Source organism: Streptomyces sp. RKAG337 (genome assembly GCF_023701715.1).
Taxonomy (GTDB): domain Bacteria; phylum Actinomycetota; class Actinomycetes; order Streptomycetales; family Streptomycetaceae; genus Actinacidiphila.
This window is the reverse complement of record NZ_JAJOZA010000001.1, coordinates 3,911,114-3,925,009: the sequence shown is the minus strand read 5'-3', so window position 1 is coordinate 3,925,009 and position 13,896 is coordinate 3,911,114. Positions and strand designations below refer to the sequence as shown.

Sequence of the window (13,896 nt, the reverse complement as noted above, 5' to 3'; positions counted from 1 at the left end):
AGCCCCTGACGCAACGGCGCAAGGGGCTCTTGCACCGAGATTTTACCTGAGGAAGGACCAAGGTGTCGGCTCAGCCACCTGACGGGCGTCAATTGCTCGTGGTCATCGACCCCGCCGCACGTGCCGTCGACGGCGAATCCGTCCGCATCGCGAAGGATGTCCTGTGTGCGGGCGCGTCCTCCGTAAAAATCGCTCTCCCGGATTCGGCCGAAGAGGTGGCCCGGGTGCTGTCCCATCGCGGCCGGCGCCGTCCGGTGGTGCTGGGCGACGACCGGACCCTGCTGCGGGCGGTGCTGGCACTGCACCATGAGCGGGCACTCGGCGAGGCCCCGCTGGCTCTGGTGCCGATCGGGCCGCGCTCCTCGCTCGCCCGGGCGCTGGGCGTGCCGGGCCAGGTGCTGCCCGCGGCGCGGGCGGTGCTGGACGGCATGGACCGCGAGCTGGACCTGCTGGTCGACGACAGCGGCGGCATCGTGCTGGGCACCCTGCGGATCCCCTCCGACGGCGCGGGATCGTCGTCCCACTGGTGGTCGCCGGTGGAGAGGACTGCGCGCTCCCTGGTCAGGACGCTGACGATGCCGGCGCCGTCGAACGGGCACGGGCCGGGACACACCCACGGGCACGCGCCGCGCCAGCGGCTGCGGATCGAGGCGGACGGGGTGGTGCTGGTGGACCTGGACCAACCCGTCCACGAGGTGTCGTTCCGGACGGTGCACCCCGGACTCATCGAGGTCCGGGTGAGCCATCCCGACAGCGCGGAACCGCTCTGTGTGGAGGCCGTGACCGTCACCGTCTCGGGCCGGGACTTCCGCTACCGCGCGGATTCCGCCCTGGCCGGACCGGTCAGGACCCGCACCTGGACGGTCCAGCCGGGCGCCTGGCGGCTCACCGTGCCCCGCGCCTGAAACGAGACACAGATCACGTCGGCAGCCGGGCGCGTCACCAGCTGACGAGCAGTTCCTCCAGGCCCCGGATGACGTAGCCGGGCTTCCAGCGCGGTTCGGCGGCCAGCTGCAGGCCCGGCGCACGGCTCAGCAGCGTGCCGAAGGACGCGGCGAGTTCGATTCGGGCCAGCGGCGCGCCCAGGCAGTAGTGGATACCGGCGCCGAAGGTGACATGCCGGTTGTCGGCCGCCGGGCGGCGCAGGTCCAGCCGGCCGGGGTCGGGGAAGCGCGACGGGTCGCGGTTGGCGGACCCGAAGAGCAGCGCGACCTCGGAACCCCGCGGGATCACCGTGTCGCCGACCTGGATGTCGTCCAGCACCCAGCGTTCGAACATCTGCAGCGGGGTGTCGTACCGCAGCAGTTCCTCGATGGCGTCGCGGAGCAGCCCGGGTTCGGCGCGGAGCAGTTCGAGCTGATCAGGATGACGGAAGAGGGTGAACCAGCCGTTCGCGGTGGTGTTCACCGTCGCCTCGTGCCCGGCGTTGAGCAGCAGCACGCAGGTGGAGACCATCTCCTGCTCGCTGAGCGTGTCCCCGTCCTCGTACGCGGCGATCAGGGCGCTGATCAGGTCCTCGCCCGGTGCGCGCCGGCGCTCGGCGATCAGCCCCCGCAGATACTCCGAGAACTCCTCGCTCGCCCGCACGGCCCGGCGCGCGGTCTCCTCGTCCGGGTTCAGCTCGTACATCCCGCAGATGTCCGCCGACCAGGGCCGCAGCGGCTGCCGGTCGCCGGGCGGGATGCCGAGCATCTCCGCGATGACCGCGACGGGCAGCGGCTCGGCGACCCGGGCCAGCAGGTCACCGCCGCCGTCCGCCCGCAGACCGTCGACCAGCTCGTCGGCCAGCCGTTGCACGGTCGGCGCGAGCCGCTCGACGGTGCGCGGGGTGAACGCCTTCGCGACCAGCCGGCGGATCCGCGTGTGGTCGGGGGCCTCCAGGTCCAGCAGGCCGTTGTCGTTGAGGACGTGGAACGGCTCGTGCCCGGCCGGCGGCGCCTCGCGGCCGAACTCCTCGTGGGTGAAGCGGTGCAGATACGTGCGCCCCAGCCGGCGGTCGCGCAGCAGCGCGCTCACATCGTCGTAGTGCGGGATCAGCCACTGCCGGGTGGGCTCGTACCAGTGCGCGCGGCCCGCGGCGCGCAGCGCCTCGTACGCCGGATAGGGGTCCGCGACGAACGCGGCGGACCACGGGTCGAACTCCTTCGCCGCCGGGCCGGACGCCGCGTGGCCGCTCATCGGTCGATCCGTCATCAGTAGGTCCGCCGGTCCTCGATCAGCCCGTGCTCACGCAGATAGTCCAGCTGCGCCCGCACCGACAGCTCCGCCGCCGGCCACAGCGACCGGTCGACGTCGTAGTAGACGTGCGCGACCACCTGGGCGGGCGTCAGGCAGCCCGCCTCCACGGCGGTCTCCACCTGCGCCAGCCGGCTCGCGCGGTGCGCGAGGTAGTACTCGACGGCGCCGCGCGCGTCCGTCAGCACCGGGCCGTGTCCTGGCAGCACCGTGTCGACGCCGTCCATCGTCATGGCCTGCAGTCGGCGCAGGGAGTCGAGGTAGTCGCCGAGCCGGCCGTCCGGGTGCACCACGATCGTCGTGCCGCGCCCCAGCACCGTGTCACCGGTCAGGACGGCGCCGTCGGCCGGCAGATGGAAGGAGAGCGAATCCGCGGTGTGGCCGGGCGTGGAAACGACGCGCAGTTCCAGCCCGCCGGTGGTGATGACGTCGCCCGCCGCCAACCCCTCCTCGCCCAGCCGCAGCGCCGGGTCGAGCGCCCGGACCTTCGTCCCCGTCAGTTCCGCGAAGCGGGCGGCGCCCTCCGCGTGGTCCGGGTGGCCGTGGGTGAGGAGCGTCAGCGCGACGCGCTTGCCGGCCGCCTCCGCGGTCGCGACGACGTTGCGCAGATGCGCGTCGTCGAGCGGGCCCGGGTCGATGACGACCGCGAGTTCTGAACCCGGCTCGGACAGCAGCCAGGTGTTCGTGCCGTCCAGGGTCATCGGCGACGGATTCGGGGCCAGGACGCAGACGGCACGTGCCGTCGCGGGGCCGCCGACCGTCGGCTGCGGCCTGCCGGGCAGGATCGCCGACGTCATTCAGCAGCTCCTTGCGACGAGATGGGTCCTTGCTCGGGTCCCTGGTCGGATCCTTGCCCGGGTTCTTGCCCGGGTTCTTGCCCGGGTTCTTGCCCGGGTTCTTGCCCGGGTTCTTGCCCGGGTTCTTGCCCGGATCCTTGCTGGGGTCCTTGCGGAATGTGCTTGGTGAACTCCTCGTGCCCCGGCCAGCTCAGCACGATCCGGCCCTCCTCGAGCACCGCCCGCGCCAGCACCGGCGTCAGGTCCCGGCCGGCCGCGCCCGCCAGGGCCGCCTTCACCGAGTCGTACGGGAGCAGCGCGCGCAGCGTCGCGATGGTCGGCGGCATCATCACCATCTCGCCGCGCCGGTAGCCCTCCACGGCCTCGGCCGGGCGCAGCCACACCGTGTGGTCGGCCTCGCCCGAGACGTCCAGGGTGCGCTGCCCGGCCGGCATCATCGCGACGAAGAACCAGGTGTCGTACCGGCGCTCCTCGAACTCCGGGGTGATCCAGCGCGCCCACGGGCCGAGCAGATCGGAGCGCAGCACCAGCTCGCGCCGGGCCAGGAAGTCCGCGAACGACAGCTCCCGGCTGACCAGCGCCTCCCGGTCGGCCTCCCAGCTCTCACCGGTGGTGTCCGCCACGACGCTGTCGCCGTCGGGCCCGGCCAGCAGGACGCCCGACTCCTCGAACGTCTCCCGCACCGCCGCGCACACCACCGCCTGCGCCGACACCGGGTCCACCCCGAGGGCGGCCGACCACTGCGCGAGCGACGGGCCGGCCCACCGGACCGGCTTCTCGTCCCGCGGGTCGACCCCACCGCCCGGATACGCGTACGCGCCCCCGGCGAAAGCCATGGAGGCGCGTCTGCGCAGCAGGTGGACGGCCGGGCCGCCGCTCGCACCGTCCGGGCTGTCCCGCAGGAGCAGTACCGTCGCGGCCCTGCGCGGGGTCACGGGGGTCAGATCCCCGTTCGCCAGCGCCCGGATCCGGTCCGGCCAGGAGGCCGGGAACCACTGTCCGTCACTCGTGCCGCCGCTGCTCGTGGTCATGGGCGGGATCGTACGGCCTGCCGCCCTGATGTTCGAGGGTGAGTCCTCGCCGTGCGGGTCCGTCTCCGCGGCCGGGCACCCGGCCCGGCCTGCGGAGAGCTCAGACCAGCTCGACCTGGATCTCGACCTCGACCGGGGCGTCCAGCGGCAGCACGGCCACGCCGACGGCGCTGCGCGCGTGCACGCCCTTCTCGCCGAGCACCTCGCCGAGGAGCTCGCTCGCACCGTTGATCACGGCCGGCTGCCCGGTGAAGTCCGTCGCCGAGGCGACGAAACCGACGACCTTCACGACCCGCTTGATGCGGTCCAGGTCACCGACGACCGACTTGACCGCCGCGAGCGCGTTCAGCGCGCACGTACGGGCCAGGTCCTTGGCCTCCTCCGGCGTCACCTCGGCGCCGACCTTGCCGGTCACCGTCAGCTTGCCGTCCACCATCGGCAGCTGGCCGGAGGTGTACACGTACACGCCCGACTGCACGGCCGGCTGGTACGAGGCCAGCGGCGGCACCACGGCGGGCAGCGTCATCCCGAGCGAGGCGATCCTGTCCTCGACCGCGCTCACGCCTGCTTCTCCCGCTTGAAGTAGGCCACCAACTGTTCCGCGTTGTTCCCATTGGGTACGACCTGGACCAGCTCCCAGCCGTCCTCGCCCCACGTGTCCAGAATCTGCTTCGTCGCGTGCACAAGAAGCGGCACGGTCGCGTATTCCCACTTAGCCATGGAGCCGACTGTAACGCCTGCTCCCACCCGCCCCGGCCAGCACCCGCCAGCGCCGCCCGGCGAGGTCCGGCCGGGAGATAGAGGCCACACCTGGGCAGTGGACTGCTTGGGCCGAAGGCCGAGTGGTTACGCTCGAAGTGTGAGCCCTCAACAGTCCACCCCCACCAGGCTCCATATCGTCACGGGCAAGGGCGGCACCGGTAAGACCACGGTCGCCGCCGCCCTGGCGCTCGCTCTCGCCGCCGAAGGCCGCCGCACGCTGCTGGTCGAGGTCGAGGGGCGGCAGGGCATCGCCCAGGTCTTCGAGACCGGAGCGCTGCCCTACGAGGAGCGGAAGATCGCCGTCGCGCCCGGCGGCGGCGAGGTGCGCGCGCTCGCCATCGACCCCGAGCTCGCGCTGCTGGACTACCTGGACATGTTCTACAAACTCGGCCGCGCGGGCCGCGCCCTCAAGAAGCTCGGCGCGATCGACTTCGCGACGACCGTCGCCCCCGGCCTGCGGGACGTCCTGCTGACCGGCAAGGCGTGCGAGGCCGTGCGCCGCAAGGACAACGCGGGCTGGCGGGCGTACGACGCGGTCGTCATGGACGCCCCGCCGACCGGCCGCATCACCCGCTTCCTCAACGTCAACGACGAGGTCGCCGGACTGGCCAAGATCGGGCCGATATACAACCAGGCGCAGGCCGTCATGCGGGTGCTGAAGTCCACCGAGACCGCGGTGCACCTGGTGACGCTGCTGGAGGAGATGCCGGTCCAGGAGACCGTGGACGGCGTCGCGGAACTGCGGGCGGCCGGGCTCCCGGTGGGGGCCGTCGTGGTCAACATGCTGCGCCCGGTGCTGCTGGACGACGCGGACCTCGAATCGGCCGCCAACGGCCGGCGCACCGCCGTCGCCAAGGCGCTGTCCCAGGCGGGCCTGGGCGGTGCCCGCAAGGGCGGGCAGGCGGAGCGGCTCGTCGACCCGCTGCTCGCGCAGGCCCACGAACACGCCCAGCGCGTCCTGCTGGAACGCCGTGAGCGCGCCGAGATCGCCACCCTCGGCCTGCCGACGTACGAACTGGAACTGCGCGGCGAGGGCGTCGACCTCGGCGGCCTCTACCGGCTGGCCGACAGCCTGCGCAAGCAGGGAATGACGGGCGGGGAGAGCTGACATGGGTATGCGCCGGCGGGGAGAACTGACATGGGTACGGCCCGCGGGGAGAACCGACATGCGGATGCGCCGGCGGGGAGAGCTGACATGAGCCTGGAGAATCCGGGGGATCTGGAGAGTCCGGTGCTGGCGATCGACCCGCTCCTCGACGATCCCAAGACCCGCATCATCGTCTGCTGCGGCTCCGGCGGAGTCGGCAAGACCACGACCGCCGCCGCGCTGGGCGTGCGCGCCGCGGAACGCGGCCGCAAGGCCGTCGTGCTGACCATCGACCCGGCCCGCCGGCTCGCCCAGTCGATGGGCCTCTCCGAGCTGGACAACACACCGCGCCCGGTCACCGACATCGACGAGTCCGCGGGCGGCACGCTGCACGCGATGATGCTCGACATGAAGCGGACCTTCGACGAGGTCGTGCTCCAGCACTCGGACCCCGAGCGGGCCCGCGCGATCCTCGACAACCCCTTCTACCAGTCCCTGTCGGCCGGCTTCGCGGGCACCCAGGAGTACATGGCGATGGAGAAGCTGGGGCAGCTGCGCGCGCTGGACGCCTGGGACCTGATCATCGTCGACACCCCGCCGAGCCGGTCCGCACTGGACTTCCTGGACGCCCCGCAGCGCCTCGGATCGTTCCTGGACGGGAAGTTCATCAAGCTGCTGATGGCGCCCGCGAAGGTCGGCGGCCGGGCCGGGATGAAGTTCCTCAATGTCGGCATGTCGATGATGACGGGCGTCCTGAGCAAGGTGATGGGCGCGCATCTGCTGGGTGACGTGCAGACCTTCATCGCCGCCATGGACACCATGTTCGGCGGCTTCCGCAAGCGCGCGGACGCCACGTACAAGCTGTTGCAGGCCCCCGGGACGGCGTTCCTCGTGGTGGCCGCGCCTGAGCGGGACGCGCTGCGCGAGGCCGCGTACTTCGTCGAGCGGCTGGCCGCCGAGCGCATGCCGCTGGCCGGCCTGGTGCTGAACCGGGTGCACGGCAGCGGAGCCCCGCAGCTCACGGCGGAGCGGGCGCTGGCCGCCGCCCAGGCGCTCGAGGAGCCGCGGGAAAATCTTGTGGACGGCGGCATTGTGGATCGTGAGGCCGGGAAGGCTGACATCGTTGCCGACGGGACCGACGACGGGACGGACCCGAAGAATCCGGCCGAAGCGGCCGACGACATGACGATTCCGCCCGAGCAGAGGCTTGCCGCCGGGCTGCTGCGGCTGCACGCCGAGCGCATGCGCGTGGTCGCGCGCGAACGCCGTACCCGGGACCGTTTCGTCTCCGTGCACCCTGAGGTGCCGATGGTCGACGTAGCGGCCCTACCGGGCGACGTGCACGATCTGGACGGCTTGCGCTCGATCGGCGAACGGCTTGCCGGGGATCACCCCGCGGCGGCGTAGTCGTCCTCTTCGTCCAGCGGCAGGATGCCGGTGCTCCGCTCGTACTCGGTACGGGCGGTCTCGAGCAGCCTGCGCCACGAGGTCACCGTCGGGCGCCGCCGCAGCAGTGCCCTGCGCTCGCGTTCCGTCATCCCGCCCCACACACCGAACTCGACCCGGTTGTCGAGCGCGTCCGCCAGGCACTCGGTCCGCACCGGGCATCCGGTGCACACCGCCTTGGCCCTGTTCTGGGCCGCTCCCTGGACGAAAAGCTCGTCCGGATCAGTCGTCTTGCACGCTGCCTGCGTGCTCCAGTCGGTTACCCAGCTACTCATGCTGGCGCCGTCCTCTCCCGAATCGAGGCTCCCCCACGGCGGCAACCGGCATATTCACCGTTGCCAGTTGAGGACGTTACGGAAGGTAGGCGTGACGCAACAGCCCTTTCAGGCCCAATCTTCGATGGCCCGAATGGACTATGGGTGCGCGGCAGATCACCCAACGGAGTGAGCGGCACCCATTTCGGACTTATGGGGCAGAGCGGTCACTGCGCCTGGCATATCGCCCAAGTCACCCGGCATATGACAGGAATTCGGGCAGTTCTCATCACCCACAAGAGTGACGATGGAGGGCAGGCGCACGCTCAGCGACCGCGCCTGTCCGTTACAGAGTAGGCGAACAGTTGGGCGCACGTCCGGGGAATCGCAACGTAGGCTGCCTCCATGCCTCACAAGCGATCGGGCGGGGGTCTCTCGACGGCCCAGCAGGCCGCCAAGTTCCTCGGTGTCAGTGTCCTGTCCGGAGTGGTACTGGCAGGAATCGCCCTGCCGGCCGCCGGTGCCCTCGGCCTGTCGGCGAAGGGCACCGCCTCAGGGTTCCAGGACCTCCCCGGTGAGCTGAAGCGCCCGCCGCTCAGCCAGGCCTCGAAGATCCTCGACGCCAACGGCGGACTGATCGCGACCGTCTACTCGCGCGACCGCACCGTCATCCCGATCCAGCAGATGAGCCCGAACATACTGAAGGCCATCGTCGCGATCGAGGACGCCCGCTACTTCGAGCACGGGGCGATCGACCTCAAGGGCATCCTGCGCGCGCTCAACAAGAACGCGCAGGACGGCGGCGTCTCCGAGGGCGCCTCCACCCTCACCCAGCAGTACGTGAAGAACGTCTTCATCGAGCAGGCCGGCGACGACCCGGACAAGGTCGCGCAGGCGGTCCAGCAGACCGTCGGCCGCAAGATCAAGGAAATGAAGTACGCGATCCAGGTCGAGAAGGAACTCGGCAAGCAGCAGATCCTGGAGAACTACCTCAACATCACGTTCTTCGGCGAGCAGGCCTACGGCGTCGAGGCCGCGGCCAAGCGGTACTTCAGCAAGCACGCCAAGGACCTGACCGTCGGCGAGGCCGCGATGCTGGCCGGCATCGTCCAGTCGCCCAGCCGCTTCGACCCGGTCAACGACGAGCAGGAATCGATCAAGCGCCGCAATCTCGTACTGCAGCGGATGGCCGACCTGAAGGACATCACCCAGGCCCAGGCCGACGCCACGAAGAAGCTGCCGCTCGGTCTCAAGATCAGCAAGCCGAAGAACGGCTGCATCACCGCCGTGAACGGCGCCGGCTTCTTCTGCGACTACGTCCGCAACACCTTCCTGCAGAACGCGGCCTTCGGAAAGACGAAGGAGGCCCGCGCGAAGCGCTGGCGCCAGGGCGGCCTGACGATCAAGACGACGCTGGACCCGCAGGCGCAGGCGTCGACGCAGAACGGCATCGCCAAGCACGTCTACAAGGACGACCCGGTCGCGTCGGCGGTCACGCTGGTGGAACCGGGGACGGGCAAGATCCGGGCGATGGCGCAGTCCCGGCCCTACGGCTTCGGCAAGAACGAGACGCAGATCAACCTCTCGGTCGACCGGGGCATGGGCGGCGGGGCCGGGTACCAGTCCGGCTCGACGTTCAAGGCGTTCACCGCCGCGGCCGCGCTGGAAGCGGGCTATCAGCCGAGCCAGACCTACCCCTCGCCGAACGAGATGCCGTACCCGTCGGTGAGCGACTGCTCCGGTGCTCAGTACCCCGGCAGCGGCACCGTACCGAACGAGAGCGAGTCGGAGGTCGGCCCGTACGCCATGCCCGAGGCGCTCAAGAAGTCGGTCAACACCTACTTCGTGACGCTGGAGGCCGATGTCGGCCTCTGCCCGGTGACCCAGATGGTCAACAAGCTGGGCATCACCAAGCGGGCCGGCGGCACGGCCTTCGGGCTCGGCGCGTCCTTCACCCTCGGCGTCAACGAGATGTCCCCGCTGGACATGGCCGCCGCGTACGCCGCCTTCGCCGCCCGCGGCACCTTCTGCGCGCCGATCGCGATCGAGTCCGCCAAGGACGCGGACAACAAGGCGATCCAGGTCCCGCAGCCGCTGTGCTCCACGGCCATGTCGCAGACGACGGCGGACACCGTCAACACGATGCTCAAGGGCGTGGTCGACGACGGTACCGGCCAGGCGGCCGGCCTGACCGACCGCGACAGCGCGGGCAAGACCGGTACGACCGACGACCGCAAGGCCGCCTGGTTCGTGGGCTACACCCCGAACATGTCCGCCGCGGTGTGGATCGGTGACCCGGGCGTCAAGCCGATCAAGATGACGGGGATCACCTTCGGCGGCCAGTACTACGACAAGGTGTTCGGCGCCACCGGCCCGGCACCGATCTGGAAGGACGCCGTCAGCGGCGCCCTGGAGGGCAAGCCGGAAGAGTCGTTCAACGAGGTACCGCTGAACATCCCGGACAAGCCCGTCGGCACCCCTCCGCCCAACCCCGGCAACCCGGGCAAGCCCGGCCACACCACCGGGGCCACGACCGCCGGCACCGGCAAGCCGCCGACGAACCCGACCTTTCCCCCGTTCACCCTCCCGCCGGGCATCATCGGCGGGGTCAACGGTGGCGGGAACGGGCACTCGGGCGGTGTGACGGGCGGCAACCGCTGATCGCGGAAGTCCTGAACGTGTGAGGGGCGCCACCCGGATTTCTTCGGGTGGCGCCCCTCACACGTGCGATCACGAGCGATCACGAGCGATCCGATCACGTGCGGTACGGGTTGGATCAGCCCGCGAGCTGCTTCTTCACCTCGGCCGCGACGCGGCCGCCCTCGGCGAGACCGGCGACCTTCGGGTTCACGATCTTCATGATCGCGCCCATGGCGCGCGGGCCCTCGGCGCCGGCCGCCTTCGCCTCGGCCACGGCGGCGGTGACGATCCCGACCAGCTCCTCGTCCGACAGCTGCTTCGGCAGGTACGCGTCGAGCACCTCCCCCTCGGCCAGCTCGCGCTCGGCCGAGGCGGGCCGGTTGCCCAGGGCGAAGGCTTCGGCCGCCTCGCGGCGCTTCTTCGCCTCACCGGCGATCACCTTGAGCACCTCGTCGTCGGAGAGTTCACGGGCGGTCGTGCCCGCGACCTCCTTCTTGGTGATGGCGGTCAGCGTGAGGCGGAGCGTGGCGGAGCGAAGCTCGTCGCGGCCCTTCATGGCCGCGATGAGGTCGTCGTGCAGTCGCTGCTTGAGCGTGGTGGTCATGCCGTCGAGTCTCGCACCCGCGGGGCGGTGCTGCCGCCCATTAACGCCCGCGCGACGCAGGACGATCCCCCGGCGCCCGCCGGGCCCGAACCGTCCCGTACCGACCGGAACGGCGGCCGAAGCGTTCCGTCCAGGTCCCGGAGGTGTCCCGGACCGGTCCCGCGCGCCGGAACACCAGGCGCCCCATGGCATCCTGTTCGGTCACAGCTCTGCCGGACGGATCGGCGGACGTCCGGGGGGCAAGGGGACCAGATGAGGCTCTGTTTCCTCGTCGAGGAGCAATACCGTCACGACGGCATGCCTCTCGACGTGGTCAGGCAACTGGCCGCCTGGGGACACCAGGTGGACGTCATCCGCCCCGGCGGTTCGCTCATCCGGCTGTCCGAGTTCTCCGAACTGTCCGGGCTCTCCGCCGCGGTGCAGTCCGGCGCACACGACGCCTGGGTGCTCAAGACCGTCTCCGGCGGCCCCGGCCTGACCCTCCTCGAAGGCGCGGCGGCACTCGGCCTGACCACGGTCAACGACGCCCGCGCGATCCGGACGGTCCGCGACAAGGCACTCACCGCGCTCGTCGCGCAGCAGCACGGCCTGCCGATGCCGGTGACGTACGCGGCGGCCAGGCCCGAACTCTTCGCGGAGGTCCCCGAGGAGCAGTTCCCGCTCGTCGTGAAGCCCGCGGCGGGCAGCTCGGGGCGCGGGGTGCGGCTGGTCCGCACGCCGGGCCAGCTGGTGCCGCCCGGCGACAGCGAGTCGACCCCTGGTGCCGGTCCCGGTCCCGAGGACGGTGGTCTGCTCATAGCCCAGCCGTACGTGCCCAACTCCGGGACGGACCTGAAGGTGTACTGCGTCGGCGGCGAGGCGTTCGCGACCGTACGGGCCTCGCCGCTGCGCCCGGAACTCGCCGTGGACGAACGGCTCGTGCCGCTCCCCCGGGAGGTGGCGGGGCTGGCGGCCGAGATCGGCGCCGTCTTCGGCCTGGACCTGTACGGGATCGACGTGCTGCTCGGGCCGGACGGCCCGGTCGTCGTCGACGTCAACGACTTCCCGAGCTTCCGCAAGGTGCCCGACGCCGTCGCCCGGGTGGCGCGGGCCGTTCTCGACCTGGCCAGGGCGGACGGAGCGGGCGGGCACGGCGGCCTCACCCCCCAGGCCGCGGCTTTCGTCCCCGCACAGGCCGGCACATGAACACCGCTGACACTGCTGACACCGCGGACGCCGCTGACACCACCGGGCAGCGGGTCTGTTTCCTGACGGACAAGCCGGACCACCCGCTACTGGCGGCCACGGCCGCCCTGCTGGCGGACCGTCACCACGCCCACGTCGAGTTCACCGACCCGGCCGCCGTCCCGGAATCCGCCGCGGAATCCGCCTCGGAATCCGTCCCGGAATCCGCCGCGGACGCGCTCGCCGACGTCTATCTCCTCAAATCGCACACGCCGCGCGCGATCCGGCTCGCCCGGGCCCTGGAGCGGCGCGGCGCTCGCGTCGTCAATTCGGCCGCGTCGACGGAGCTGTGCCAGGACCGGGTCCGGATGGCGGAGACCGCGCTGGCCGCGGGCCTCCCGTTCCCCGTGACCCGGACCGTCGCACCGCTGTCGCGGATCACCGCTCCGCCGCCGTCGGGCTATCCGTTCATCGTCAAGAGCCGGGCCAACCGGCGCGGCGATGTCGTCGCCAGGGTCGACGACGCCGCCGGGCTGCGGGAACTCGCCCGCAGGTGGCCGGACGAGCTGGTCGTCGTCCAGGACTTCACACCGGGCGACGGCTGGGACCACAAGCTCTGGGTGATCGCCGGCCAGGTCTTCGCCGGCCTGCGCCCGTCCCCCCTGGGAGCCCCGAACAGCCCGGACGGCCCGGAAACTCCTCACGGGGACCAGCCCCCGCCACCTCCGCCGCCCCCCGGCGCCCACGATCTGGCGCTGCAGGCGGGCAAGGTCTTCGCCCTCGACGTCTACGGCGTGGACGTGATCGCCGACCGGTCCGGGACCCCGCTCATCGTCGATATCAACGCCTTTCCCGGCTTCCGGGGCGGCAGTGGAGCGGCGCAGGCTCTGGCGGCGCTCATCTCATCTGCGACGATGGACACATGCGAGCGCGATACGGAGTTCCCCTCGGCGTAACGGCAGTCGGCGCGGCGTGCGTGGCCTATGCCACCGCGATCGAACCGCAGGCCTTCCGGCTGCGACGCGTCGAGGTCCCGGTGCTGCCCGCCGGGATGCGGCCGATCCGGATCCTGCAGGTCTCCGACATCCACATGGTCTCCGGCCAGAACAGGAAGCGGCGCTGGCTGCAGTCCCTGGCGGGGCTGCGCCCGGACCTCGTCGTCAACACCGGGGACAACCTCTCCGACCCGGAGGGCGTCCCCGAGGTTCTGGACGCGCTCGGCCCGCTGATGCAGTTCCCCGGCGCGTACGTCTTCGGCTCGAACGACTACTACGGGCCCAGGTTCCGCAACCCGGCCCGGTACCTCATCGAGAAGTCCCGCAGCCAGCACGGGCTCAACGGCAAGACGGACCCGGTCACCAATGTGGTCCGCAACCCGTGGGGCGATCTGCGCGACGCGTTCGACGCCGCCGGCTGGGTCGGCCTGAGCAACACCCGCGGCCACCTCAAGCTCGACGACGGCATCGAGATCGCCCTCACCGGCCTCGACGACCCGCACATCAAGCGCGACCGCTACGCGGCCGTCGCCGGCGGTCCCGACCCGGCCGCGGACCTCAGCCTCGCCATCGTGCACGCCCCGTACCTGCGGGTCCTGGACGCCTTCGCGGCCGACCGCTACCCGCTGATCCTCGCCGGCCACACCCACGGCGGCCAGCTCTGCATCCCCTTCTACGGCGCCCTCGTCACCAACTGCGACCTGGACACCAAGCGCGTGAAGGGCCTGTCCGCCCACACCTCGGGCGGCGAGCGCTCCTACCTCCACGTCTCCGCGGGCTGCGGCGCCAACCGGTACACCCCGATCCGCTTCGCCTGCCCTCCGGAGGCGACACTCCTCACGCTGACCGCCCGGAAGGCGGGCCGCCCCGTACGGTGAGGT

14 protein-coding genes are annotated in these 13,896 nt (G+C 71.3%); 7 read left to right on the top strand and 7 right to left on the bottom strand.

Annotation, left to right across the window (positions count from 1 at the left end; all coding sequences use genetic code 11):
• The first annotated feature begins 62 nt into the window (after positions 1 to 62).
• Positions 63 to 905, top strand: a complete 843-nt coding sequence (locus tag LNW73_RS17470) for a diacylglycerol kinase family protein (protein ID WP_250990555.1) — start codon at positions 63 to 65, stop codon at positions 903 to 905.
• Between the two features lie 34 nt (positions 906 to 939).
• Here LNW73_RS17470 and LNW73_RS17465 read toward each other — a convergent pair whose 3' ends face one another.
• The 5 genes from LNW73_RS17465 to LNW73_RS17445 form a co-directional block, all read right to left on the bottom strand.
• A complete protein-coding gene (locus LNW73_RS17465) occupies positions 940 to 2,193 on the bottom strand; it encodes a cytochrome P450 (protein WP_374118124.1) in 1,254 nt (417 codons plus the stop codon).
• Entirely contained in the window at positions 2,193 to 3,032 is an 840-nt protein-coding gene (locus tag LNW73_RS17460; RefSeq protein ID WP_250990554.1) for an MBL fold metallo-hydrolase, read from the bottom strand. Before LNW73_RS17460 ends, LNW73_RS17465 begins: the two co-directional genes overlap by 1 nt.
• Positions 3,029 to 4,063: an NUDIX hydrolase gene (locus LNW73_RS17455; RefSeq protein ID WP_250990553.1), complete on the bottom strand. Its 1,035-nt coding sequence runs from the start codon at positions 4,061 to 4,063 to the stop codon at positions 3,029 to 3,031. Before LNW73_RS17455 ends, LNW73_RS17460 begins: the two co-directional genes overlap by 4 nt.
• A gap of 100 nt (positions 4,064 to 4,163) precedes the next feature.
• Positions 4,164 to 4,625, bottom strand: a complete 462-nt coding sequence (locus LNW73_RS17450) for a RidA family protein (protein ID WP_308407681.1) — start codon at positions 4,623 to 4,625, stop codon at positions 4,164 to 4,166.
• The gene (locus tag LNW73_RS17445) at positions 4,622 to 4,783 is read right to left on the bottom strand and encodes a DUF4177 domain-containing protein (protein ID WP_138358698.1); all 162 of its coding nucleotides are present in this window, start codon (positions 4,781 to 4,783) and stop codon (positions 4,622 to 4,624) included. The genes LNW73_RS17450 and LNW73_RS17445 overlap by 4 nt, the downstream gene beginning before the upstream one ends.
• Positions 4,784 to 4,922: 139 nt before the next feature.
• Here LNW73_RS17445 and LNW73_RS17440 point away from each other — a divergent pair, with 139 nt between their 5' ends.
• Positions 4,923 to 5,933: an ArsA-related P-loop ATPase gene (locus LNW73_RS17440; RefSeq protein ID WP_250976560.1), complete on the top strand. Its 1,011-nt coding sequence runs from the start codon at positions 4,923 to 4,925 to the stop codon at positions 5,931 to 5,933.
• An 87-nt stretch (positions 5,934 to 6,020) separates the two neighbouring features.
• Positions 6,021 to 7,319, top strand: coding sequence for an ArsA family ATPase (locus tag LNW73_RS17435; protein ID WP_250976561.1), 1,299 nt, complete (start codon positions 6,021 to 6,023; stop codon positions 7,317 to 7,319).
• Here LNW73_RS17435 and LNW73_RS17430 read toward each other — a convergent pair.
• Positions 7,301 to 7,633, bottom strand: coding sequence for a WhiB family transcriptional regulator (locus LNW73_RS17430; RefSeq protein WP_138358704.1), 333 nt, complete (start codon positions 7,631 to 7,633; stop codon positions 7,301 to 7,303). The genes LNW73_RS17435 and LNW73_RS17430 overlap by 19 nt on opposite strands.
• Positions 7,634 to 8,017: 384 nt before the next feature.
• On the opposite strand from LNW73_RS17430, the gene LNW73_RS17425 reads away from it, so the two are divergent.
• Complete coding sequence (locus tag LNW73_RS17425) at positions 8,018 to 10,273, top strand: transglycosylase domain-containing protein (protein WP_250990552.1); 2,256 nt, start codon at positions 8,018 to 8,020, stop codon at positions 10,271 to 10,273.
• 115 nt (positions 10,274 to 10,388) lie between these two features.
• Here the strand turns inward: LNW73_RS17425 and LNW73_RS17420 are convergent, their stop codons facing one another.
• Positions 10,389 to 10,856: a GatB/YqeY domain-containing protein gene (locus LNW73_RS17420; RefSeq protein ID WP_138358708.1), complete on the bottom strand. Its 468-nt coding sequence runs from the start codon at positions 10,854 to 10,856 to the stop codon at positions 10,389 to 10,391.
• Between the two features lie 252 nt (positions 10,857 to 11,108).
• Between LNW73_RS17420 and LNW73_RS17415 the strand changes: the two genes are divergently transcribed.
• From LNW73_RS17415 to LNW73_RS17405, 3 genes are read left to right on the top strand one after another with little or no spacing between them, the layout of a single operon-like run.
• A complete protein-coding gene (locus tag LNW73_RS17415; RefSeq protein ID WP_250990551.1) occupies positions 11,109 to 12,041 on the top strand; it encodes an ATP-grasp domain-containing protein in 933 nt (310 codons plus the stop codon).
• A complete protein-coding gene (locus tag LNW73_RS17410) occupies positions 12,038 to 12,976 on the top strand; it encodes an ATP-grasp domain-containing protein (RefSeq protein ID WP_250990550.1) in 939 nt (312 codons plus the stop codon). Before LNW73_RS17415 ends, LNW73_RS17410 begins: the two co-directional genes overlap by 4 nt.
• A complete protein-coding gene (locus LNW73_RS17405) occupies positions 12,943 to 13,893 on the top strand; it encodes a metallophosphoesterase (protein WP_250990549.1) in 951 nt (316 codons plus the stop codon). The genes LNW73_RS17410 and LNW73_RS17405 overlap by 34 nt, the downstream gene beginning before the upstream one ends.
• The last annotated feature ends 3 nt before the right edge of the window (positions 13,894 to 13,896 follow it).

Coding starts and splice junctions, on each gene's coding strand:
- LNW73_RS17415 (WP_250990551.1), top strand. CDS start 11,109: ATGAGGCTCTGTTTCCTCGTCGAGGAGCAATACCGTCACGACGGCATG.
- LNW73_RS17455 (WP_250990553.1), bottom strand. CDS start 4,063: ATGACCACGAGCAGCGGCGGCACGAGTGACGGACAGTGGTTCCCGGCC.
- LNW73_RS17410 (WP_250990550.1), top strand. CDS start 12,038: ATGAACACCGCTGACACTGCTGACACCGCGGACGCCGCTGACACCACC.
- LNW73_RS17460 (WP_250990554.1), bottom strand. CDS start 3,032: ATGACGTCGGCGATCCTGCCCGGCAGGCCGCAGCCGACGGTCGGCGGC.
- LNW73_RS17430 (WP_138358704.1), bottom strand. CDS start 7,633: ATGAGTAGCTGGGTAACCGACTGGAGCACGCAGGCAGCGTGCAAGACG.
- LNW73_RS17420 (WP_138358708.1), bottom strand. CDS start 10,856: ATGACCACCACGCTCAAGCAGCGACTGCACGACGACCTCATCGCGGCC.
- LNW73_RS17465 (WP_374118124.1), bottom strand. CDS start 2,193: ATGACGGATCGACCGATGAGCGGCCACGCGGCGTCCGGCCCGGCGGCG.
- LNW73_RS17425 (WP_250990552.1), top strand. CDS start 8,018: ATGCCTCACAAGCGATCGGGCGGGGGTCTCTCGACGGCCCAGCAGGCC.
- LNW73_RS17445 (WP_138358698.1), bottom strand. CDS start 4,783: ATGGCTAAGTGGGAATACGCGACCGTGCCGCTTCTTGTGCACGCGACG.
- LNW73_RS17435 (WP_250976561.1), top strand. CDS start 6,021: ATGAGCCTGGAGAATCCGGGGGATCTGGAGAGTCCGGTGCTGGCGATC.
- LNW73_RS17405 (WP_250990549.1), top strand. CDS start 12,943: ATGCGAGCGCGATACGGAGTTCCCCTCGGCGTAACGGCAGTCGGCGCG.